This window comes from Amylibacter sp. IMCC11727, from assembly GCF_029854195.1.
Classification (GTDB): Bacteria; Pseudomonadota; Alphaproteobacteria; order Rhodobacterales; family Rhodobacteraceae; genus Amylibacter.
Genome location: NZ_CP122960.1, coordinates 557,767 through 578,990 on the forward strand (window position 1 = coordinate 557,767; position 21,224 = coordinate 578,990).

21 protein-coding genes and 1 tRNA gene are annotated in these 21,224 nt (G+C 52.3%); 10 read left to right on the top strand and 12 right to left on the bottom strand.

What is annotated here, in order from left to right; genetic code table 11:
* Positions 1–10: 10 nt before the first annotated feature.
* The 10 genes from QBD29_RS02880 to QBD29_RS02925 all read right to left on the bottom strand — a co-directional run bounded on the left by QBD29_RS02880 (position 11) and on the right by QBD29_RS02925 (position 6,636).
* On the bottom strand, positions 11–697 hold the full coding sequence (locus QBD29_RS02880; protein WP_280099823.1) for a hypothetical protein: 687 nt from the start codon (positions 695–697) through the stop codon (positions 11–13).
* A 76-nt stretch (positions 698–773) separates the two neighbouring features.
* Complete coding sequence (locus QBD29_RS02885) at positions 774–1,700, bottom strand: electron transfer flavoprotein subunit alpha/FixB family protein (protein WP_280099824.1); 927 nt, start codon at positions 1,698–1,700, stop codon at positions 774–776.
* Positions 1,700–2,461, bottom strand: a complete 762-nt coding sequence (locus tag QBD29_RS02890) for an electron transfer flavoprotein subunit beta/FixA family protein (RefSeq protein ID WP_280099825.1) — start codon at positions 2,459–2,461, stop codon at positions 1,700–1,702. The genes QBD29_RS02885 and QBD29_RS02890 overlap by 1 nt, the downstream gene beginning before the upstream one ends.
* Positions 2,462–2,739: 278 nt before the next feature.
* Positions 2,740–3,450 (bottom strand): hypothetical protein, encoded by a 711-nt coding sequence (locus tag QBD29_RS02895; protein ID WP_280099826.1) that lies wholly within the window; start codon positions 3,448–3,450, stop codon positions 2,740–2,742.
* The gene (locus QBD29_RS02900) at positions 3,447–4,019 is read right to left on the bottom strand and encodes a cob(I)yrinic acid a,c-diamide adenosyltransferase (RefSeq protein WP_280099827.1); all 573 of its coding nucleotides are present in this window, start codon (positions 4,017–4,019) and stop codon (positions 3,447–3,449) included. Before QBD29_RS02900 ends, QBD29_RS02895 begins: the two co-directional genes overlap by 4 nt.
* A 1-nt stretch (position 4,020) precedes the next feature.
* A complete protein-coding gene (locus QBD29_RS02905) occupies positions 4,021–4,221 on the bottom strand; it encodes a twin transmembrane helix small protein (RefSeq protein ID WP_280099828.1) in 201 nt (66 codons plus the stop codon).
* 60 nt (positions 4,222–4,281) lie between these two features.
* Complete coding sequence (locus tag QBD29_RS02910) at positions 4,282–5,112, bottom strand: SDR family NAD(P)-dependent oxidoreductase (protein ID WP_280099829.1); 831 nt, start codon at positions 5,110–5,112, stop codon at positions 4,282–4,284.
* Between the two features lie 78 nt (positions 5,113–5,190).
* Positions 5,191–5,676 (bottom strand): bacterioferritin, encoded by a 486-nt coding sequence (gene bfr, locus QBD29_RS02915; RefSeq protein ID WP_280099830.1) that lies wholly within the window; start codon positions 5,674–5,676, stop codon positions 5,191–5,193.
* Positions 5,677–5,717: 41 nt separating this feature from the next.
* Positions 5,718–5,957 carry a (2Fe-2S)-binding protein gene (locus QBD29_RS02920; protein ID WP_280099831.1) on the bottom strand — a complete coding sequence of 80 codons (240 nt, stop codon included), beginning with the start codon at positions 5,955–5,957 and terminating at the stop codon, positions 5,718–5,720.
* 148 nt (positions 5,958–6,105) lie between these two features.
* Positions 6,106–6,636: an SH3 domain-containing protein gene (locus QBD29_RS02925; protein WP_280099832.1), complete on the bottom strand. Its 531-nt coding sequence runs from the start codon at positions 6,634–6,636 to the stop codon at positions 6,106–6,108.
* 171 nt (positions 6,637–6,807) lie between these two features.
* Here QBD29_RS02925 and QBD29_RS02930 point away from each other — a divergent pair, with 171 nt between their 5' ends.
* The 4 genes from QBD29_RS02930 to QBD29_RS02945 all read left to right on the top strand — a co-directional run bounded on the left by QBD29_RS02930 (position 6,808) and on the right by QBD29_RS02945 (position 12,448).
* Entirely contained in the window at positions 6,808–9,129 is a 2,322-nt protein-coding gene (locus QBD29_RS02930; RefSeq protein WP_280099833.1) for a DNA topoisomerase IV subunit A, read from the top strand.
* A 62-nt stretch (positions 9,130–9,191) separates the two neighbouring features.
* Complete coding sequence (locus tag QBD29_RS02935; RefSeq protein WP_280099834.1) at positions 9,192–10,484, top strand: DUF898 family protein; 1,293 nt, start codon at positions 9,192–9,194, stop codon at positions 10,482–10,484.
* A 7-nt stretch (positions 10,485–10,491) separates the two neighbouring features.
* The gene (locus tag QBD29_RS02940) at positions 10,492–11,613 is read left to right on the top strand and encodes a M48 family metallopeptidase (RefSeq protein WP_280099835.1); all 1,122 of its coding nucleotides are present in this window, start codon (positions 10,492–10,494) and stop codon (positions 11,611–11,613) included.
* Positions 11,614–11,665: 52 nt separating this feature from the next.
* Positions 11,666–12,448, top strand: coding sequence for a 2OG-Fe(II) oxygenase (locus QBD29_RS02945; protein ID WP_280099836.1), 783 nt, complete (start codon positions 11,666–11,668; stop codon positions 12,446–12,448).
* Between the two features lie 44 nt (positions 12,449–12,492).
* Here the strand turns inward: QBD29_RS02945 and QBD29_RS02950 are convergent, their stop codons facing one another.
* Positions 12,493–13,857: a cytochrome P450 gene (locus tag QBD29_RS02950; RefSeq protein WP_280099837.1), complete on the bottom strand. Its 1,365-nt coding sequence runs from the start codon at positions 13,855–13,857 to the stop codon at positions 12,493–12,495.
* Positions 13,858–14,129: 272 nt separating this feature from the next.
* Between QBD29_RS02950 and tuf the strand changes: the two genes are divergently transcribed.
* The 6 genes from tuf to QBD29_RS02980 all read left to right on the top strand — a co-directional run bounded on the left by tuf (position 14,130) and on the right by QBD29_RS02980 (position 19,932).
* Complete coding sequence (gene tuf / locus QBD29_RS02955) at positions 14,130–15,308, top strand: elongation factor Tu (protein WP_280099878.1); 1,179 nt, start codon at positions 14,130–14,132, stop codon at positions 15,306–15,308.
* A 209-nt stretch (positions 15,309–15,517) separates the two neighbouring features.
* Positions 15,518–16,549, top strand: coding sequence for an NAD-dependent epimerase/dehydratase family protein (locus QBD29_RS02960; RefSeq protein WP_280099838.1), 1,032 nt, complete (start codon positions 15,518–15,520; stop codon positions 16,547–16,549).
* A gap of 115 nt (positions 16,550–16,664) precedes the next feature.
* The gene (locus tag QBD29_RS02965; protein ID WP_280099839.1) at positions 16,665–17,828 is read left to right on the top strand and encodes a hypothetical protein; all 1,164 of its coding nucleotides are present in this window, start codon (positions 16,665–16,667) and stop codon (positions 17,826–17,828) included.
* A 94-nt stretch (positions 17,829–17,922) separates the two neighbouring features.
* Positions 17,923–17,998: transfer RNA gene (locus QBD29_RS02970), tRNA-Trp, on the top strand.
* A gap of 181 nt (positions 17,999–18,179) precedes the next feature.
* Complete coding sequence (locus QBD29_RS02975) at positions 18,180–19,160, top strand: hypothetical protein (protein WP_280099840.1); 981 nt, start codon at positions 18,180–18,182, stop codon at positions 19,158–19,160.
* 79 nt (positions 19,161–19,239) lie between these two features.
* A complete protein-coding gene (locus QBD29_RS02980) occupies positions 19,240–19,932 on the top strand; it encodes a hypothetical protein (protein WP_280099841.1) in 693 nt (230 codons plus the stop codon).
* Positions 19,933–20,282: 350 nt separating this feature from the next.
* Here the strand turns inward: QBD29_RS02980 and QBD29_RS02985 are convergent, their stop codons facing one another.
* A complete protein-coding gene (locus QBD29_RS02985) occupies positions 20,283–20,516 on the bottom strand; it encodes a hypothetical protein (protein WP_280098720.1) in 234 nt (77 codons plus the stop codon).
* Positions 20,517–21,224 lie beyond the last annotated feature (708 nt).

The window sequence follows — 21,224 nt, forward strand, 5'->3', positions numbered from 1 at the left end:
AGGGCTTCAATCAAGACCGACGTGGCGAAACATTCACCGGTTCGATCCAGTCCATGTGATCAAGAACCGCATCGGGAATGCCGAAATAGCGGAACATATCCGCGCCTAACCGCCCTGATACGGCATCCGTTTCGTAGCTGCGGAACACAACGGCGTCTTTGCCAAGGGCGGTGTACATGGTTTCGGTGAAGGTGTCCCATGCGAAGGGCAGGCCATTGGCGCGGCTGAATTTGCGCGGGGCAAAGGTGCGTTTTTTGTCGCGGAATTTATGGGCATGAACCGAGCGCAGCCAATCCTGATATTCGCGGATGTAGCAAAAGAACTGGGTTTCGACCTCGGCATCATCAAAGCCTGCTTGGATGGCGGGTAAGGTCAGGTGCAAAAACGGATAGAGCCCGTAAATTTTGGCCAGTGTGGGCACGGGGCCGAGCAGGTCTTCGCTGCTGATGAGGGTGTTTGGGGCGGTCAGGCTGCGGCCCAGTTCATAGGCGGTTTGGTGGATGGTCTGCAAAGAATTGGTCGCATCCTCGGAATTATGAACGCCAAGAGTAAACCGTTGAAGTGCATCAAACAGCGGGTCAGATTTTGGGAAAAACTGATGCGAGGGGGCCAGCAGATGCGCGTTGGTCTGCATCATCTTTTGAATATAGGTGGAGCCCGTTTTATGGGGGCCGATATGAATAAGCGCCTTTTTCATAGCCCATTCTTATCGTGGCTTTGCGCAAACAAAAAGCCCGCCAAAAGGCGGGCTTTTCAAAAAAATTGATAGAGGCTTAGAGTGCTTCTGTCAGAGCAGGAACTGCATCGAACAGGTCAGCAACCAGACCGTAATCCGCAACTTGGAAAATCGGTGCTTCTTCGTCTTTGTTGATGGCGACGATGACTTTGGAGTCTTTCATACCAGCGAGGTGCTGAATCGCGCCAGAGATACCCGCAGCGATGTAGAGGTCAGGTGCAACCACCTTACCTGTTTGACCCACTTGCCAATCGTTTGGTGCGTAGCCTGAATCAACGGCTGCGCGGGATGCGCCAACCGCTGCGTTCAGTTTGTCAGCCAAGGCTTCGATAATTGCGAAGCTTTCTTCGGACCCAACGCCACGGCCACCAGATACAACGATTTTCGCAGATGTCAGTTCTGGGCGATCAGAGGCCTGAACCTTATCTTCGATCCATGTGGACAGATCGTTTGCGCCAGCGGCTGCGATGTTTTCCACAGAAGCAGAACCACCTTCGGCAGCGGCGTCAAAGCCAGCGGTCCGAATGGTTGCAACCTTTGTGCCGTCAGAAGATTTGACAGTCTGGATCGCGTTGCCTGCGTAGATTGGACGTTCGAATGTATCGCCATCCACAACGCCTGTGATGTCTGAAATGACCATCACGTCGAGCATCGCTGCCACGCGTGGCATGATGTTTTTCGCATCTGTCGTGGCAGGCGCCACGATGTGGGAGTAATCCCCCGCAAGAGATACGATCAAGTCAGATGTGACCTCTGCCAGGCGGTGGCCGTATTGTGCATCTTCGGCGCACAGTACTTTGGACACGCCAGTGATTTTTGCAGCTTCAGCGGCGGCATCGGCACACGTTGCGCCACAGGCCAGAACAGTTACATCACCGAGGTTTGCACATGCGGACACAGCCTTGGCTGTTTGGTCCATGGACAATTCGCCATCGTTGATTTCAGCTAGAAGAAGAACAGCCATTAGATAACCCCCGCTTCGTCTTTGAGTTTCGCGACCAATTCGGCCACATCCGCCACTTTGATACCAGCCGCGCGTGCAGCAGGTTCCGCAGTGCCCACAACTGTCAAGCGTGGGGATACATCGACGCCATAGTCAGCAGCTGTTTTTTCATCCAGCGGCTTTTTCTTGGCTTTCATGATGTTTGGCAGGGACGCGTAGCGCGGCTCGTTCAAACGCAGATCAACGGTGATGATGGCTGGCATCTTCACTTTGATGGTTTGCAAACCGCCGTCCACTTCGCGTGTGACTGTGGCTGTGTCGCCGTCCACGTCCAGTTCAGAAGCGAATGTGCCTTGGGCCCAACCTGTCAGCGCTGCCAGCATTTGGCCTGTTGCGTTCATGTCGTTGTCGATGGCTTGTTTGCCAGCGATCACCAGACCAGGCTGCTCTTCGTCGATCACACCCTTGAGGATTTTCGCAACGGCCAGTGGCTCGATGTCGTTGTGAACATCATCCGCAGCAACCACGAGGATCGCGCGGTCTGCGCCCATTGCCAATGCTGTACGCAATGTTTCTTGGGATTGTTTTACGCCGATGGAAACCGCAACGATTTCCTCTGCTTTGCCCGCTTCTTTCAGACGGATCGCTTCTTCTACTGCGATTTCGTCAAACGGGTTCATGGACATTTTGACATTCGCCAGATCAACACCGCTGCCGTCCGCTTTAACACGTACTTTCACGTTATAGTCGATCACGCGTTTGACAGGCACCAAAACCTTCATTGCGTCTCTCCTGACATAAATTGTCCCGTTGGTGGGACAGGTTAGAATCTCGTCCTTCGCGTCTACAAAAATCTGGGGGGCGTGAATAGAGTTAAATCGACGCGGGATAGCGCTATGACGTCAAGTTATGGGGGTTTTTCTGGTTGGAATGGGTTTTTGAGAGAAATGTAACTTGTGTTGGCGGTTGGGGATGGTTTTTGGGATTCGCTGAAGGTGGGGCAAGGTGATGGCGTGGCTGTTCACAGGGGGGCGAAGTTGGGACAGTGGCGCGTTTCACCTTAGATCAATCGGAGGATCGCATTTGCTTTGCTCGAGAGTTCAGCGTCGTCTGAATGTTGTGCGGCATATTCTGTGATGTGGTTACGAAGCTGGTTGCTGTGATACCACTCCATGACCTGCTTCGCTTGCATGGTTTTTTCATCCCAAAACGCGGTGCGCCAGATTGAAGGTTTTCCCCATCTGACCCAATCTTTGTGGAGTATCTCGATAAGATCTCGTGGGTTCCAGCCCAAAAGTCTATCGGTCAGAGATGTTGGGTCAAATCCTGCATTCACAAACATACATAATACATCGTCCAGCATTCGCCCTTTGTCGTTGATTAAGCTATCAAGATAAGCGCATTTGAAATCTTCGAGAGTAGCATTTTGTGTCTTGGACCAACGATCCGTAAGTCCTGCGCCCAATCGCTCCAAAACGACTTCTTCTCCGACAGTTGCTGGGTCTTTGCCTTCGGCAAGTAGTTCCAAAACCCGAGGCATTACAAACTCGGAAATACCTTTATGCGCTACAACACCACCCGCCGCAGTAACTGCAGCGAAATACCAGTCAGATATGTAGTTTGCTCGAAGATCGCGGGGATTGTGGTTGAGAAAATCATCCTCAATCCACTCTTCCATACAGCAACGATGGCAGACGCCAAGGTCTTCTGGCGGGAGACATTTGAACGCTACGTAAGCCGCCTCGACTGTTCGAGCAAGTTCGGGCGTCATCTGTTCGCGCCTGGAACCCACAAGATATCGTCTGCGCCGTTGTTGTTGGCGACGCGGCCTGCGACGAAGAACCAATCTGACAGGCGGTTGAGGTATTTTACGGCGGCGGGGTTTACGGATTCGAGGGTGGAGAGTTCCACTGCGAGGCGTTCGGCGCGGCGTGATACGGTGCGGCAGACGTGAAGGTGTGCCGCGAGTGGGGCGCCGCCTGGCAGAATAAAGCTGCGCAGGGGGGAAAGATCGGCGTTCATGGCGTCAATTTCGCTTTCGAGCCGTTCTACCTGAGCATCGTTCACACGCAGGGGCGGGTATTCGGCGTTGGCGTCCTCTTCCATATTGGGGCGGCAGAAATCAGCGCCCAGATCAAACAGGTCGTTTTGAATGCGGGACAGTGCATCCGCCATATCGCCGTTTGCGTGCAGGCGGGCCATGCCAACGGTGGCGTTGGTTTCATCCACTGTGCCATAGGCTGTCACACGGGCAGAGTGTTTTGCCACGCGGTCCCCATTGCCAAGAGCCGTATCGCCAGCATCTCCTGTGCGGGTGTAGATTTTGTTGAGTACGACCATGTTATCCTCCTGCGCCGCGCAGAGCGACAAAAATCAAGATCAACGCAATGGCGACGGCTTGGCCGATAATCCGATAGCGCATCAGTTTATTGGCATATTTCTTGTTGAACTCGCCCCCCGTTGTAAATGCGCCAAGGCCGATCATAAGAACGACCAAAACCGCAAGGATCGCGAAAATAACTAGGTAATAGAGTGCGCTCATCAGGAACCGCCTTTCGTTTCCCCTGACATAAGTGTGTTGTCAAAAAGGGCCAGCATTTTCTTAGAAACGGACAAAAATTGCGTCAGACCAGCGGGTGGGCAACAACCGCCGCAGGGTGCTGGTGAGGCGCGTTGGCCATGTCACGAAATAGCGTGGGTTTGGGTTTGGGGATTCGATGGCTTTGATGAGGGCGGCGGTCACGGCCTCTGGTCCGAGTTCGCCGGGGTCTTTTTTGGTACCGACCTTTTTCAATTTATCAAGCAGGGTCGATTCATAGTGATCGCGCAAAAGGGAGTTTTCCCAATCGACCCATTTATCAAACTGGATGATCGCGTTTTTGCGGAAATCGGTTTTGATGGGGCCGGGTTCAATCAGGATTGGTTTGATGTCTGTGCCACGTAGTTCCAGACGCAGGGTATCTGTCATGGCTTCGAGCGCGAATTTGGTGGCGTTGTAAGAGCCACGATAGCGCAGGGCGGTCATGCCCAGCAGGGAAGAGCATTGCACGATGCGGCCGTGGCCCTGTTCGCGGAATGTGGGCATGAGTTGGTTGATCAGATCGAAGTAGCCGAAAAAGTTGGCTTCAAAAATCGTGCGCAGGGCATCACGGCTGAGGTCTTCGACGGGGCCAGGAATGGCGTAAGCACCGTTGTTGAACAAGGCATCAAGCGTGCCGCCCGTGGCATCCAAGGTGGTTTTGACAGCGGCTTTGATGCTGGCTTCGTCTTCGTAATCGAGCACGAAACTGGTCAGGCCTTCGGCGGTTAGTCTGTCGCAGTCTTTTTGCTGGCGGCAGGTGGCGAACACGCGCCAGCCGCGTTTTTGCAGTGTGTGTGCTGCGTCATAGCCGATGCCAGTGGAACAGCCCGTCAAAAGAATAGATTTCGCCATAAGAAAACGCCCCGAATTGATTGACCCTTGAGGGACAGCAATTCGCGGCGTTTTGCAAGTGTTGATTGGGTGTTTTGCTTATTCTGCTTCGTCTGCTGGCAGCGCGTTCAATTGCCCAAAGTTCTGTTCGCCAATGCGATCATGCAGTTCAAGTTGTGTTTCGAGGAAGTCGATATGGCCTTCTTCGTCTGTGATCAGGCTTTCAAACAGGTTTTTAGACACATAATCGCCAACCTTGTCGCAGTGATTGCGGGCTTCGATGTATAGGGTGCGGGCATCGTGTTCCCCCGCCAAGTCACATTCCATAGATTCGCGCACGTTTTCACCGATGCGCAGGGGATCGAGGTGTTGCAGGTTTGGATGACCCCCCAGAAAGATGATACGATCAATCAGGGTGTCGGCGTGGTTCATTTCTTCGATGGATTCTTCGCGGGATTTCTTCGCCAGACGACCATAGCCCCAATCTTGTTGAAGACGGTAATGCAGCCAATATTGGCTGACGGCGGTGAGTTCAGACCGAAGGGCCTTGTTCAAATATTCAATGACTTTTGCGTCGCCCTTCATGGGTGCTTGCTCCTTATTTTTGCTAGCATTTAAATCGAAAATCACGCGGTTTTATTGAGATCAGCGCGTAAATTACACAATTCACGTGGAACACTAAGACTAGGGTTTGACCGCATATTAGCAACAAAAAGTTTCACGCAGCCGCCGCATGTCGGCTTTTTGCCGAGGGCGCGATAAATGCGTCCTGGGGTGATGACGACGTGCTCGTCCGAGGCGCGCATCCAGTCGATGGCGTTGTGGATGTCGCGGTCGGTTACGTGGGCGCAGCTGCAAATAATCATTTGAGTCGGTCTTCGTGTTGGCGTTGACCAATTAGTTGAGTATTTTACTCAGTATGTCAATTCCGATTATTTTAGTCGGAATTTTGCTACAGCGTTTGAGCACCCCAAAAGTGCGTAGTCGCGTGGTGATTGTTAACAGGTCTGCGTTTTAGGACTGTTGGGTTAGAAAATCAGAGTGCATCCAAACGGATTGGCCTGTTTCTTCGACAATCACTTCGGCCCAGTCCCCATCAGAGTTGCCTGTTGGGACAACTTCGGTTCCACGGCGCAGTTTTGCCAGAACTTGAGATTGCGTTGTGGGTTCAGAGCGGGCGTTCACGATTTTGCCCGCGACGATCATTCGTGCGGTTTCGGGTTTCTCGATCACCGGTGTTTTGGTCAGTTTTACTGTGCGGATCAGAGTGCTGGCGGCCAAACGTTGCGCGGTGAAACGGGATTTGATCGCGTCTTTCTCGGCCTTGGTCAGGGCGTTGATATGGGCGGTTTTGACGGGTTGTTGCGGATCGTCAATGAGGACCTTTGCAACGGCTGGTGTGACAGCAACGGTTTGAACCTGTGCTGCGGCAACAGGTTCGGAACGCACCACAGATGAGCCTGCGTTTGCGCCAAACCCATCGGTTTGGACATAGATGATGCCACCGAGCAGAAATAGGATAGTGAAATTTAAAATACGTGACATGTGACCCCCCACATTTTGCGGCGCGATGATCTGCGCCAACCCCCAAGTTGACGGGTAGGTAAGCATGGAATCCTGTTGTTCAATGGGGGGAGGGAGATTCTTTTGCAGAAAATTCTACCGCATCCAACTGTGCCCTAGACGGCCCTAATATGCTCGGTTATCACACGATCTATGGCAGATCAGATAGAAGACCCCAATTTGAGCGATGATGGTGGCATGACCACTGTTGAAACCCTGCGCCGTGCGATTGGCGATAGGTATCTGACCTATGCGTTAAGCACAATTATGCACCGTGCCTTGCCTGATGCGCGGGATGGGTTGAAGCCCGTGCATCGGCGGATTCTATATGCAATGAACCGCCTGAAGCTGGCATCGAACGGGAAGTACCTAAAATCCGCCAAAATCAGCGGCGACACGATGGGGGATTTCCACCCCCACGGGGACGCGGCGATTTACGATGCGATGGCGCGTTTGGCGCAGGATTTCAACGTGCGCTATCCAATGGTGGATGGGCAGGGGAATTTCGGCAACATCGACGGGGATAACCCTGCGGCGGCACGATATACCGAAGCGCGCATGACAGGCATTGCCGAAGCGATGCTGGAGGGTTTGGAAGAAGACTCGGTCGATTTTCGCGATAACTATGACGGGCGTTTGACGGAGCCTGCGGTTTTGCCCGCAAGCATTCCGAACCTGTTGGCAAACGGGTCCACGGGGATTGCGGTGGGGATGGCGACGAACATTCCGCCCCACAACATTGATGAGTTGTGTTCTGCCGCGATTAAGCTAGTGAAGAACCCCAACACCAAAATCGAAAAGCTGATGCAGTTTGTGCCAGGGCCGGATTTCCCGACCGGTGGCATTTTGGTGGAGCCGCAGGAAAATATCTTGCAGGCCTATTCCACGGGGCGTGGATCATTTCGGGTGCGGGCCAAGTGGGAATTGGAAGAGCTGGGCCGCGGGCAGTGGCAGATTGTGGTTACGGAAATTCCGTATCAGGTGGCCAAATCCAAGCTGATCGAAAAGATTGCCGAACTAATCAATGCGAAGAAAATTCCGATTTTGGCGGATGTGCGAGATGAAAGTGCGGATGATATTCGCCTTGTGTTGGAACCCCGTGCCAAGACGGTTGATCCAACGGTTTTGATGGAAACACTGTTCCGTCAATCCGATCTGGAAACGCGGTTTAGTTTGAACATGAACGTGTTGATTGACGGGCGCACGCCGAAGGTGTGTTCGTTGCGTGAAGTGTTGAAAGCGTTTGTGGATCATCGCCGTGAAGTATTGCAGCGCCGTTCGCAGTATCGCGTTGATAAGATCGAGCGACGGTTGGAGGTTTTGGAGGGCTTTATCCTTGCGTTCCTGAACCTTGATCGTGTGATTGATGTGATCCGTTACGACGAAGACCCCAAAGAGGCGTTGTTGCGTGAGGATTGGTCGCTGGATCATCCCAAAGCCACATCGGAGGCGGATTATCGGTCGCCGTCTGATGTAATTGCGGCGGGTGCAGAGCAATTGACCGAAGTGCAAACCGAAGCGATTTTGAACATGCGATTGCGGTCTTTGCGCAAGCTGGAAGAGGTCGAGCTGCGCAATGAACGGGATGCGCTGTGGGCTGAGCTGGATGAATTGGAGACGCTGCTGGGGTCCGAAGATTTGCAGTGGCAGCGCATCATCGGCGAGTTGAAAGAAACCCGCGCGAAATTTGGTAAGAAATCCGTCGGCGGTGAGCGGCGCACAGAATTGGCCGAAGCGCCCGAATTTGAAGAGGTGCCGCTGGAGGCGATGATCGAGCGCGAGCCGATTACGGTTGTGTGTTCGGCCATGGGCTGGATTCGTGCCATGAAGGGGCACATTGATCTGAGCCAAGAGTTGAAGTTCAAGGATGGAGATGGGCCACGGTTCATTTTCCATGCGGAGACCACGGATAAGCTGTTGTTGATGGGGGCAAACGGGCGGTTTTACACGCTTGGGTGTTCCACATTGCCCGGTGGGCGGGGTATGGGGGAACCTGTGCGCCTGATCGTCGATTTGCCCAATGAAGCGGAAATGGTCGCGATGTTCTTGCACAAACCAGGGCGCAAGTTGCTGGTTGCAAGCTCGGCTGGTGATGGGTTTGTTGTGGCTGAAGATGACGTGATTGCGCAGACGCGAACGGGCAAACAGGTGCTGAACGTGAAGGGGGATGTGAAAGCCTCCATCTGCACCCCAGTTGCGGGGGATCACGTGGCCTGTGTGGGTGAAAACCGCAAAGTGCTGGTGTTCCCAATCGAAGAACTACCTGAAATGGGACGCGGCAAAGGCGTTCGGCTGCAAAAATACAAAGATGGTGGGTTGAACGATGCCACCACATTTGTGCGGGCCGAGGGACTGAGTTGGTTGGACCCAGCGGGGCGGACGCGCACAGAAACAGAGCTGGACGAATGGACCGGTAAACGGGCCAGTGCGGGGCGTATGGCACCGCGTGGGTTCCCCAGAGATAATAAGTTTTGATATTTTAGAGCTTTGGGCGCATGATCGCGCCCAATAAAAAAGAATAATATTGAGGGCAGATCATGAGCAGTGATTTTTCCAACGACCCGTTTGCGCGATTGCGCCAATCAGATACGCGTGTGGCAGCGCCATCGAGCCCGCCGATGGAGCTGGAGTATCGGGGGGAGCAGGGGCCGCTGTTTTGGTTGGCGTTGAAGACGGCGTTGCTGACGTTGGTCACGCTGGGATTTTATCGGTTCTGGGCCAAGACGCGCATTCGCAAATATTTCTGGTCGGCCACGGCGCCCGGTGGGGACCCGATGGAATACACAGGCAATGGGTTGGAAAAGCTATTGGGCTTTTTGATTGCGGTGGCGTTTTTGGCAATTTATCTGGGCTTGTTTCAAGTGTTGTTGTCGTTTGTGGGCATGTCCGTTTTGTCAGGTGGGGATGGCCCTGAGGCTCGCGCGATGCAAGTTCTGTTGGGGCAGGCCACATTGTTGGCGGTGATCCCGTTCATCTTTTACGCGCAGTACCGCGCACGGCGATATATCTTGTCGCGTACCCGTTGGCGCGGGGTTCGGTTTGGCGTGGATGCGGCCGCATGGGGATATGTGTGGCGGGCGATAGTGCATTCGATCATCACCATTCTGTCGTTGGGATTGTTGCTGCCGCGCCAGACGTTTTGGCTCGAAAAGTATAAGATTGATCGCACGTGGTATGGCAACACAAAGTTCGTTCAAGGGGGCAAGTGGACAAACCTGTATCCCGCCATGAAACACTATTTCATTGCGGCGGCATTGATTGTGGGCCCTGGGCTGTTGGTGGTGCTGCAAGACCAATTTGTGTGGCTGTTCTTTACCTTTATCGGGGCGGCGTGGTTTTATTATGCTTTTGCCTATTATCGGGTTGAGAGCTTTCGCATTCTTGGGGATCAGAAACGGTTGGGTGATCGGGTGGGATTTATCACCGCCCCGCGCGCGGCCAAGGTGTTTTGGACCTATGTTTTGGGGGCGTTGCTGGCGTCTACTTGTGCGGGTCTGGTGTTTTCTGCGTTTTCGCTGGTTGCGTCGAATTTCATGGGTTTGACCACGCTTGATCTGTTGGCGCTGGGGGATCAGTTGTTTGATCCCAACAACCTGAGCGTGGCGTTTTTTTTCGGGGCGGCTTTGTTTGTGATCGGCTATATTGCGATGCTGCTGAGTTATGGTGTGTTTGGCATCATTTTTGTCAGCCAGCCCGTTTTGGAACACTATGTGGTGGAAACCAAAATTCTGAATTCCGATGCGCTTGATGATATTCAGCAACGTTCGCGCGATGAAATGGTTGAGGCCGAAGGCTTTGCTGATGCGCTCGATGTTGGGGCCGCGATTTAAGGAGAGTATGATGCTGCAATCCGCACCCGCAGAGGGCAAGTATTTCGATGGGAAATCCGCGCGGCAGTTGCCTGTTGGGGTGTTTGCCGATCAACGGCATGGCAGCCAAGTTCTGGTGATCCAACCGGTGAATGCCGCCGAGATTATCTGGCCGTTGGACGAATTGCGCGAGGTGCGCGAACAGGCGCGGGGCGAAGGTATTGTTCTGAAGCTGGGGCAAGAGGGTATCGCGCGGTTGATTTTGGTGCATGACGAGGCCGCAGAATTTGTGCGTGCCGCTGCGCCGAATTTGGGCAAGGTGCGGGTGCAGAAATCCAAGTTGCGGCAATTGGCGGTTTGGTCCGGGGGGGCCGTGGCATCGGTTTTGCTGATTATGTTCGTGATCTTGCCTGCCTTATCAAACCAATTGGCTACCATGATCCCTGTGGAACGTGAGGCGGCCATTGGCCAAGCGGCGATGACGCAAATTCATACGTTTCTGGGGGGCAGCGAAGAGAAAGATTTGACCTGTCGCAATCCTGACGGGCTGCGCGCGTTGCAAAAGATGACAAGGCGGATCGTGGGAGACACCGAGATCCCGTATGATTTGCAGGTCAAAGTGTACAAACACAAGATGATCAACGCTTTCGCCGTGCCAGGGGGCAATGTGGTGTTGTTTGAAGGATTGTTAGATGCGGCCCGATCCCCTGAAGAGGTGGCAGGTGTGCTGGGTCATGAAGTGGGCCATGTGGTGAACCGTGATCCCATGCGTTTGACCCTGCGGTCTGCAGGATCGGTGGGTATTTTGGGCATGGTGTTTGGCGATTTTGCGGGCGGGTTTATGGCGCTGGCGCTGACGGAACGGTTGATTTCGGCGCAATATGCACAGGATGCGGAATCTGGTGCAGATGAGTTTGCCCATGAATTGTTGGCGGATGCTGGATTGCCAGCCGCGTCATTCGCAGAGTTTTTCGTAACCTTGAAGGACAAGCACGGAGATCAGAAAGGGTTGATGTCCCATTTGGCATCGCACCCCAATCTGGACGGCCGTGCCGCCGCTGCGGTGGCCGCAGATGTGATTGGGGATGCGGAATATGAGCCGGTTTTGACCCCTTTGGAATGGCGCGCGTTGCAAAAAATCTGCGACTAGGGTTGTCGTTTTTAAGGTAGCGGGCAGGGAAACTTGGACGCAGGTTTGAGGGATGAAAGATATCCTAGACCTGTCCCGTTTCCCGATTGATCAAACTGGATCTGCCCCGTGGCATGATTTGGTTGCCCGATGTCGCGCTGATTTGGCCGCAGAAGGCATGTTCAACCTTGATGGTTTGTTGCGCCGCGAGGTTGCCGAAAAGACCGCAGCAGATTTGATGCCAAAGTTTGATAGCGAGAGTTTTTCGCATGTGCGGCAGCACAATATTTATTTCAAGAAGTCCATCCCAGAGCTGGACGATGATCATCCTGCATTGGTGATGCGTGAAACGTCAAACCGAACGCTGTGTGCCGATCAACTGGGGCAGGGGGCGTTGATGCGGTTATATGAATGGGAGCCGTTCATCGTGTTTTTGGCGGCCTGCATGGAAAAGCCCGTGTTGCACACGATGGGTGATCCCTTGGCGCGTGTGAATGTGATGGCGTATACTGATGGGCAGGCGTTGAATTGGCATTTTGACCGATCCGAGTTCACAACCACATTGTTATTGCAAGCGCCCGATCAGGGCGGCGCGTTTGAGTATTGTTCCGATTTGCGCCGTGATGATGATCCGAATTATGACGGCGTGGCCAGATTACTGCGGGGTGCGGAACCGACCAAACAGATTGATCTGTCCGCAGGGACGTTGAATGTGTTTGCGGGTAAAAACACGGCCCACCGTGTGACCCCTGTGATCGGGAATACGCCCCGTATGATCGCGGTGTTTTCGTATTACGAAACCCCTGATGTGATGTTTTCCGAGGAAGAGCGCCTTGGGTTTTATGGGCGGGTTTAGCCGCTGCATGTGCAGCAGATCGCGTAAAAAACCAGTGTGGGCGTTTAAACGGGCGTCACCTTTAGCGGAACGCCGCCTTCGGGGCGGAGTGTGACAACCAGAACGGGTTTCGGATCTTTGCCTGGGATGCGTTCAAATTTAAAGCGCGAGATCAGGGTTGAGAGAATGATTTGTGCTTCGATCATGGCAAAATGGCTGCCGATGCAGACGCGGGGGCCATCGCCAAAGGGCAGCCAACTGAAGCGGTCATACTCTGCGCCTTTGCCAAAGCGATCTGGATCGAACGTATCGGGGTCGTCCCACAGCAATTCGTTTCGGTGCAGTGCATAGACCGGCAGCATAACGGTGTCTTTGGGTTTGATATTGCGACCGCACAATGTGTCTGCGTCTTGGGCGGTGCGTGACAGGAATGCAGCGGGGGGATACAGGCGCAGTGTTTCTTTGATCACCTGTTCGCAGTAGGGCATTTTCGTCACGTCGTCGTATGTGGCGGTGCGCCCGTTCAAAACCGATTGAGACTCAGCGCGGAGTTTTTCCTGCACCTTTGGGTCAAAGGCACAGAGGTATAAAGCCCAGCCGAGGGTCAGGGCGGTGGTTTCATGCCCTGCTACGATAAACGCCAACAGGTTATCGCGCAGTTCGGATTGGTTCATTTGACGGCCCGATTTCGGGTCTTCCCCTTCCATCAGCAGATCGAGCAGGTCGGGGATGTCCTTGGGGCCAGAGGCGCGGCGGGCGTTGATGCTTTGATCTGCGATCTCTTTCATTTTGGTGAGGGAGTTTGGCCCGAATAGGCGGGATAGGCGTGGCACCCATGTGGGCACGCCCATAATGTCAAACAGCGACACGCGGGCAGTTTGGTCGATATAGGCATCAATGGCGCGGTGGACGGCATCAGGGTCCATGGCGCCTGATCCTGAAAAGGTTACGTCTGAGATGACTTCGAATGTGGTGCGCACCATTTCATCAAAAACGTCTGCTTCGCCATTCGCCGCGGCAAGACGATCGCTTGCGGCTTGGGCACGGGCGGACATGATGGGGGCAAGAGCGGCGATGTTGCGGTGGGAAAACACAGGGGCAGCGGCGCGACGTTGCCAGCGCCAGTGCGCCCCTTCGGCAATGAACATGCTGTCGCCAATGGCGGGGCGCAGGATGTTTTTGGTCACATCGGATTTTGGATAGATGTCGAGCTTGTCTTTTAAAATGCGGCGGTTGGCGGTGGGGTCCATGACCATATGCCAACGGATGATTCCCGTTTTACCCGTGACGATGGGTTGCTTTACGGCCACTTGCGGGATGATCGCGATCAGGTTTTTTCGCGCAAGTTGCAGGGTTTCCCAGATCGACATGATCCGCGTGACCAATTCAACCTTGGGCGGCTGTTCGCGTGTCATCTGTCCATCGGGCATTCTGTTTCCAATCGCGATAAATGTCTTGGACTAACTATAGGTGGATTTGTTGGTTTAACCAGTTACAGACACGAGTTTTGGCATTTTGCGCCTGAGGCGCAGATTTTCGAGACAAACTGCCCCAAAGCCCAATAATACTGGTTGATTTTTAAGCCAAGGCGCATTACGTGGCACGCATCTATTATAGGGGTGCAGATGCACCGCTGTCGGCCCATAGATCGGGCCAAGCAACACGGCGTAACACCGCGCCAAAGATAACGGAGGCCAGCGATATGGCAAAAGAGAAGTTTGAACGTAATAAGCCGCACGTAAACATCGGCACGATTGGCCACGTTGACCACGGTAAGACAACGTTGACAGCTGCGATTACAAAGCAGTTTTCGAATGAGTTTAAAGCCTACGACGAGATCGACGGCGCGCCAGAAGAAAAAGCCCGTGGGATCACCATTTCCACAGCGCACGTTGAGTATGAGACTGAAGGTCGTCACTACGCCCACGTTGATTGCCCAGGCCACGCTGACTATGTGAAAAACATGATCACGGGTGCGGCGCAGATGGACGGCGCGATCTTGGTTGTGAACGCGGCTGATGGCCCTATGCCACAAACACGCGAGCACATCTTGCTGGGTCGCCAGGTTGGCATCCCGCACATGGTTGTGTTCATGAACAAAGTGGACCAAGTGGACGACGAAGAGCTGCTGGAACTCGTTGAAATGGAGATCCGTGAGCTGTTGTCCGAGTACGATTACCCAGGTGATGATATCCCAATCATCGCGGGCTCTGCTCTGGCTGCTTTGGAAGACCGCGACGACAACATTGGTAAAGACAAGATCGCTGAGCTGATGGCGGCTGTGGATGAGTACATCCCGACACCCGCCCGTGCGGTTGACCAGCCGTTCCTGATGCCAATCGAGGACGTGTTCTCAATCTCTGGCCGTGGTACAGTTGTAACAGGCCGTGTAGAGCGTGGCGCGATCAACGTTGGCGACAGCATCGAGATCGTTGGTATCAAAGACACGACAACAACCACATGTACGGGTGTTGAAATGTTCCGCAAGCTGCTGGATCGCGGTGAAGCAGGCGACAACATCGGCGCGTTGCTGCGTGGTGTTGACCGTGATGCGGTTGAGCGTGGTCAGGTATTGTGTGCGCCGGGTTCTGTGAACCCACACACAAAGTTCGAAGCTGAGGTTTACATCTTGACCAAAGAAGAGGGTGGCCGTCACACGCCGTTCTTTGCGAACTACCGTCCACAGTTCTACTTCCGTACAACGGACGTGACAGGCACAGTTGAGCTGCCATCTGGCACAGAAATGGTGATGCCGGGCGATAACCTGAAGTTCAACGTTGAGCTGATCGCCCCAATCGCGATGGAACAAGGCCTGCGCTTTGCGATCCGCGAAGGCGGCCGCACAGTGGGCTCCGGTGTTGTGTCCAAAATCAACGAGTAAGTTGATTTTCGCCCGTTAATCCGGGCATCGAAATTTCAAGAACCCCGCGCAGTTTTGTGCGGGGTTTTTTCGTGGCAGGTTTGACAAATCGGCAACCATCCCAAAATGAATTTTGAATTTACGTTTGGTTCAACACGTGGGTCGGTTGTCTTGCCTATGCAATTCCGTCATTCTGGCCGCACACTTATCGCGTGTGTTTTGGGGGGCGTATGTCGCGTCGAAAGAAAATTCTGGTTACAGGCGGGTCTGGGTTTATCGCCAAGCATATCATTTTGCAGTTGTTGAATGACGGCTTTGAGGTGCGGGCGTCTGTGCGGTCTTTGGATCGGACCCCTGAAATTATGGATGCAATGGTTCAGCATGCCAAAGACACGCGCAATTTGGAAAAACGGCTGACATTTTGCCAACTTGATCTGATGTCTGATGATGGATGGTCCGAGGCGTTGGAAAATTGCCAAGCGTTGATGCACACCGCATCACCCTTTCCCATGGAACAGCCCGACAATGAAGACGATGTGATCAAGCCTGCGGTGGATGGCACGTTGCGTGCGTTGCGCGCAGCCCAAGCGGCGGGTGTTGAGCGTATTATTCTGACATCATCTGTGGTGTCGATTTACAACAAACGGTTGGCGGCAGGGCGTAATCGGTATGATGAAACCGATTGGTCTGAAAACAATTCGCCCATGGCCACGGCTTATTCCAAATCCAAAACACTGGCGGAAAAAGCGGCGTGGAATTACGTGCGCGAGCATCCTGAGTTGAAACTGACGACGATTTGCCCTTCGCTGGTGTTAGGGCCGCCGCTGGATGAAACAATTGGCACATCGTTGAAGGTGATTGCGCGTCTGTTGTCTGGCAAAGATCCGATGGTACCCAATCTGGGCATGGCTTTGGTGGATGTGCGCGATGTGGCGCAGATGCATGTGCGTGCGTTGCAGCGGCCCGAAAGTGCAGGCAATCGGTATATCGGGTCTGAACGGTTTATGTGGATGCGCGACATCGCATTGGTGTTAAAGGCGGAGTATCCTGATCGGAAAATTCCGATGCGCGTCGCGCCTGATTGGCTGATGCGGATCATGGGGATGTTCGACAAAACGATTAAGAGCATTTTGCCATCCCTTGGGCATGAAGTGCCTTTGGACAATTCCGCCGCTGCCGAAGTGTTAGGTATTGAATTCATCGAGGCGCGGCAGGCCATTCGGACATCCGCATCGAGCCTGATCCGCGCAGAGATTGTGTGATTTTACCGCCGATCTGTGGCGATTAAGACTCAGACCCAGAAGCAAGCGACCCTGACGCGGTGCGGCGGGTTCGGATCGCTTGATTTTGCGGGGCAACCGCGTGAAAACTGCGGCCATGGTAACAAATACACACTCCGCCAATCTGTTATGGCTTAAACGTTTGGTCATTTTGATCTTTGGGCTGGCCATTTTGCAAAATCTGCTGCCGCCCAACGGGTTTTCAGGCACGGTTTTGATCTTTGACTATGAATTCGGGTTGATGCGCCGTGGCTTGATCGGGGAATTGGGCAATTTTTACTGGGGCGACACGGCGTCCGCCGCCGAGGTGTTGGCGGTGTCTGCCATCATGTCGTTGTTCGGTTTGGTGTGTCTGTTGGCCCTGATGGGGATGCGGCTGTTTTCGGGGCAAACGACGTTGTGGCTGGCGTTGCTGCTGGTCACGTCTTTTGCGTTTAAGGCGATTGTCGGGTTCACGGGTTATATGGACATGATCCTGATCGGGTTGACGGCGCTGGCGGCAATGACGCCTGCGCAGCGGCTGATCGGGATTGTGGCGCGCACGCTGGCGGTGATTGTGGGGATGTTCTGCCACGAGATCATGCTGGCGTATTTTACCGTGTTTTTGTGTGTGGATTTGTGGATTGGGCGAGGGCACCGCATCACTTTGCGCGAAGTATCCTTGGCCAGTGTGCCGATGATAGGCGCTCTTGCTGTCTTTGTGGTTTTGCAGGTGTTTGGGCATGTGTCTGCCAGTGATGTGCCCCAGATCGTAGACTACGTTAACCAAAAAGCCGCGTTCACTGCGGATACGGAAGCCACCGATGTGATTGGCCGTTCGGTCCGTGATAACCTTGCGTTGATGGCGCAAAAACGCGGTGAAATGGGCTATCGCAGTTGGCTGATTTTTGATGGCATTCCGCTGGCGATCATGATGCTGTGGATGATCTGGTTGAACCTCCGGTTCATGGCGGCGCGGTTTAACGGATTGGCGCAGTTTATGGTGGTTGCTGCGATTCTGGCGCCGCAGAGTTTGAACCTGATTGCCTTTGACGTGGTGCGGTTCGGCGCGATCAGTGTCTTGGTTGGGTTTCTGACACTGATGACGTTGATCCGCGCAGATGATGAGGCAGAGCAGCGGCTGAAGGAGATTTTAACCCTGCCTGTGTTTGTGGTGGTTTTGGTATTGAATCAACAGTTTATGGTGACACAGATCAACACAGGGTTGGCGCATCTGTACGAATTGCCCTGGGTGCTACTTGAGCAGCTTACATGGTTCTAATGTGCCGCGCAAAAGTGGAAAACATCGCGCGATGGGTGGCTGTTTAAGCTTGCATCACTGCGAAAAACCAAATACCCATCGCCCCATCTGGTTTAGGGGTTTAGCTCAGTTGGTAGAGCATCGGTCTCCAAAACCGAGGGTCGTGGGTTCGAGTCCCTCAGCCCCTGCCAGATAAATCAATAACTTAACTAGAACACTGAACTGTATGAACGAGCCATTTGCCTGTTTGGGGGACAAATGGGGGACACATGCCAAAATTCGCTACTATTAATTTGTAGATTTAGTTAAAATTTTTTCCTAGGTTTGGAGCGCCTGTTTCTGCTCCAAACTATTTTCAAAAGAGAACCATCATTGATTCAAAAATACGTTCAAAAAAAACCCTTGGCTTTACTGAATTTGTTGGCCCTTGTGCTCCTTTCGCTGTTTTCGTCAACCGCCGCAGTTGAAGCGAAAAGTTGGAATGACGCGATAAAAGCCGTTTCTTTGGAAGCAGAGCGGTATAAGGCTTTTGCGCATAAAAACGATATTACTTGGGCGGGTGTGCTTTACAATGGTTACAAGGTTAAAGAACATTCTTGCGCTATTTTGGGGAGAATGCTCGGAAAGCAAAATGAGGTAGAAGCTCTTGAGAGCTTTGAATATCCACAACTTAACGAAAGTACCAACCCTGAACTTGCTCACGATATGTTGGTTTTCTCTATTTCCCTCGAAAATTGGGTGGAAAATGCAAGGCGTCTTGTAGGGACGCCGCAAACGGAAAGAGTGTCTGAATGGAATTTAGACTGCATTGGTAATTTTGGAATTAGTCTAAGTTCATTTATTCGTGGTGGCCTAAACGAAGCACTTTTTGATTTTGATATAGATTCAAAAACGCTCACGGTTTTTGGACCAGTTGATGTTGGATTTTATCATCGGTTCAAATCTCAAATATTATTGCATCAGGGCGTTGAAATCGTTTCTTTGGGAAGCGGCGGCGGTTCGGTGGCTGACGCAATATTTGCAGGCAAATTGATACGCTCGCTAGGCATTGTGACTGAAATTCATAGCAACTGTTACTCTGCCTGCCCGCTAATTTATGCGGGCGGTATAGAAAGGCGGATGTGGGCCTCTAATGCGCGGCTTGGGTTTCATCAAGTTTACAATGAAATGGGGCCTGTTGCGCCAACTCATGAGATTTACGACGATATTATTGATTACTTTTTGTCGATGGGTATCAGTCCCCAAAAACCATTGACATGGATGTGGTCAGCCTTTCCAGAAGAAATGTATGAGGCAACACCACAAGAGGTATGTGCAACTGGGTTAGCGACATGGGTGCAAAGGGTTTGTTGAGCTCGGGCTACGATCCAACGTTTCTGTTACAGTTAGTAGAGTTTTAGCTAATGTTGTTTAATTTTGATTGGGGGAACAGATGGCCAGAAAATTTGTCTTTTTGAGGATCACACAAGACTACACCGATGAGATGGTGGCAAGTTTGCGAGCTGTCGCCGAATTAAACGGATACAGTTTTGTCGAATATAATTTTGAAGGTTTGGAGGCACTGCAGGGCTATCTGTGTGGTGGCGATTTTGAAAAAGGGGAAATCGACGTCCTTTTGGTGGGTGCCCACTCAAACACAGAATGCTTTGCATCGACTAGCGCGGGCGGTGACTTAATCCGATGGGCTGAATTTGCAGATCACTTGTGCGGCTGCAATGGATTGTCTATTAACACCCACATCTTTTTGGGTTGCTGCGCTGCTGGCTCCAAGAGGGTGGCGCTCACTTTAATGCTACGATGCCCCCTTATCTGTAGCGTAATGGGCACTGCGTGCAGTTTGACTGGCGCACAGGCGAGTCTCGCCTTGCACGTCTATCTATACAATCGAGAACGGGCAGATAGCGACATAGAAACAGCGGTTTCGGCTTCGATTGGTGTAGGCTTCAGAGTTCATTCGCGCTCTGAGCTGGATGCCGAGCTAATGCAGATAGAGCTTGTGGATTATTTGGCAACCTTGAACTTGGATGTCCCTCTTATGTCTATACCAGATCAACTTAGGACCTGGAGCGCAGGTGTTCCAGAAGAAGGCTCAGAACCCGCACAAGCTGAAGGTGCAGAGAGTTGACGTTACTTTGCCCGTAGGCTGGATGATCACACCTGCAAAAAAAGTTGGAACATACAATCAAAGGTGTATGTGACGAGATGGTGATTTAGGACTCTTGTAGAGTTTCAATGAAAACACCTGCGCACTTTTTCAAAGAATTTGCCGCCAGTATAATCTCAGCGTGCAATTGCGCTTTCAGCAATTCCCATTATTTGGTGGTTCGTCATTCCGTCGCGTGTATGAATGTCAAATACTAAGAGAGTTGTCTTACTAAGGTGATCAAGATTTTAGCAATACTGTATGTTGTTGAGACAACGTAAGCGTTCGGTAAACCTGCTTAGGGATGGTTCGCTTTAGGATGATTCGTCTGATTATTGATCATCAAATTTATTTTGGATCCGCTCAATTCTAAACGCGGAAAACTCTGCAGGCAGGATGATTGCGCCCTCAATCGACAGGCTTGGAAGAATTAGGTGCGTTTCGATGATAGACAGTTTGGCTTGAGCCTCTTGCGCAGTGCTTTTAAATTCAATCAAATCAACCCATGATCCTGTCAGGCTGTGTAACCCCTCTAGAACAAACCGTTTTTTGTATGTGTTACTCATGGTTCAGCCTAATAGTAATGTGCGCTTGGGTGGTCGCCCAAATGGAACTCTTGTTAAATCCGTCCGATTGGTGTTGCCGCGGCAATTTAGACGAGATGCGGCAACACCGAGGGCAGTCAGGTTACAGCAATCGACAAAAGCGCAAAGACGCCATGCGCGATCAAAGCACCAAGAATGGCGCTTATTGCAAGGGCATACAGGATTTGTAGTTGGTCAGACATTTTATCAAAATACTCATCAAACTTGTTACAAAGCCTGTCTGACAAGAAAATGAGACCAAAAACGGGCGCTTGGGTGTTTTTTTAGGGGTGATAATGGGTAGCCGATTGTAAAAGGTTGGTGACCCATTCTCAAGATGGCATTTTTGGTGGTATGGTCAACTCGCTCGCTGTCGTCCAAAGCCACCCTAATCCAAGCGACATTACTCTCTTTCAATTTTAGATTGTTTGACAAAATTTGGCTTTTGAACGATGCCTAGTGCTTTCAAATATATGTTGGGGGCAACATGAAACGTACTATCATTATATCAACACTAGCTTTGCTTATGACAACGCCAAGTTTTGCAACAACTATCATAGCAAGCTGCTATCGGGGTCCGTCACATGAAGTAATATGGGACCATGCAAATCCCGTTTTTATTGAAACACTTGTTTTGGCAGGCCTGGAAAGACAATCGGCCGAAGTCATTGCTACGCATCTGTGCCGTGA

Excerpts from the sequence above, each read along its gene's own strand:
- QBD29_RS02880 (WP_280099823.1), bottom strand. The coding sequence starts at position 697 with ATGAAAAAGGCGCTTATTCATATCGGCCCCCATAAAACGGGCTCCACC.
- QBD29_RS02885 (WP_280099824.1), bottom strand. The coding sequence starts at position 1,700 with ATGGCTGTTCTTCTTCTAGCTGAAATCAACGATGGCGAATTGTCCATG.
- QBD29_RS02890 (WP_280099825.1), bottom strand. The coding sequence starts at position 2,461 with ATGAAGGTTTTGGTGCCTGTCAAACGCGTGATCGACTATAACGTGAAA.
- QBD29_RS02895 (WP_280099826.1), bottom strand. The coding sequence starts at position 3,450 with ATGACGCCCGAACTTGCTCGAACAGTCGAGGCGGCTTACGTAGCGTTC.
- QBD29_RS02900 (WP_280099827.1), bottom strand. The coding sequence starts at position 4,019 with ATGGTCGTACTCAACAAAATCTACACCCGCACAGGAGATGCTGGCGAT.
- QBD29_RS02905 (WP_280099828.1), bottom strand. The coding sequence starts at position 4,221 with ATGAGCGCACTCTATTACCTAGTTATTTTCGCGATCCTTGCGGTTTTG.
- QBD29_RS02910 (WP_280099829.1), bottom strand. The coding sequence starts at position 5,112 with ATGGCGAAATCTATTCTTTTGACGGGCTGTTCCACTGGCATCGGCTAT.
- bfr (WP_280099830.1), bottom strand. The coding sequence starts at position 5,676 with ATGAAGGGCGACGCAAAAGTCATTGAATATTTGAACAAGGCCCTTCGG.
- QBD29_RS02920 (WP_280099831.1), bottom strand. The coding sequence starts at position 5,957 with ATGATTATTTGCAGCTGCGCCCACGTAACCGACCGCGACATCCACAAC.
- QBD29_RS02925 (WP_280099832.1), bottom strand. The coding sequence starts at position 6,636 with ATGTCACGTATTTTAAATTTCACTATCCTATTTCTGCTCGGTGGCATC.
- QBD29_RS02930 (WP_280099833.1), top strand. The coding sequence starts at position 6,808 with ATGGCAGATCAGATAGAAGACCCCAATTTGAGCGATGATGGTGGCATG.
- QBD29_RS02935 (WP_280099834.1), top strand. The coding sequence starts at position 9,192 with ATGAGCAGTGATTTTTCCAACGACCCGTTTGCGCGATTGCGCCAATCA.
- QBD29_RS02940 (WP_280099835.1), top strand. The coding sequence starts at position 10,492 with ATGATGCTGCAATCCGCACCCGCAGAGGGCAAGTATTTCGATGGGAAA.
- QBD29_RS02945 (WP_280099836.1), top strand. The coding sequence starts at position 11,666 with ATGAAAGATATCCTAGACCTGTCCCGTTTCCCGATTGATCAAACTGGA.
- QBD29_RS02950 (WP_280099837.1), bottom strand. The coding sequence starts at position 13,857 with ATGCCCGATGGACAGATGACACGCGAACAGCCGCCCAAGGTTGAATTG.
- tuf (WP_280099878.1), top strand. The coding sequence starts at position 14,130 with ATGGCAAAAGAGAAGTTTGAACGTAATAAGCCGCACGTAAACATCGGC.
- QBD29_RS02960 (WP_280099838.1), top strand. The coding sequence starts at position 15,518 with ATGTCGCGTCGAAAGAAAATTCTGGTTACAGGCGGGTCTGGGTTTATC.
- QBD29_RS02965 (WP_280099839.1), top strand. The coding sequence starts at position 16,665 with ATGGTAACAAATACACACTCCGCCAATCTGTTATGGCTTAAACGTTTG.
- QBD29_RS02980 (WP_280099841.1), top strand. The coding sequence starts at position 19,240 with ATGGCCAGAAAATTTGTCTTTTTGAGGATCACACAAGACTACACCGAT.
- QBD29_RS02985 (WP_280098720.1), bottom strand. The coding sequence starts at position 20,516 with ATGAGTAACACATACAAAAAACGGTTTGTTCTAGAGGGGTTACACAGC.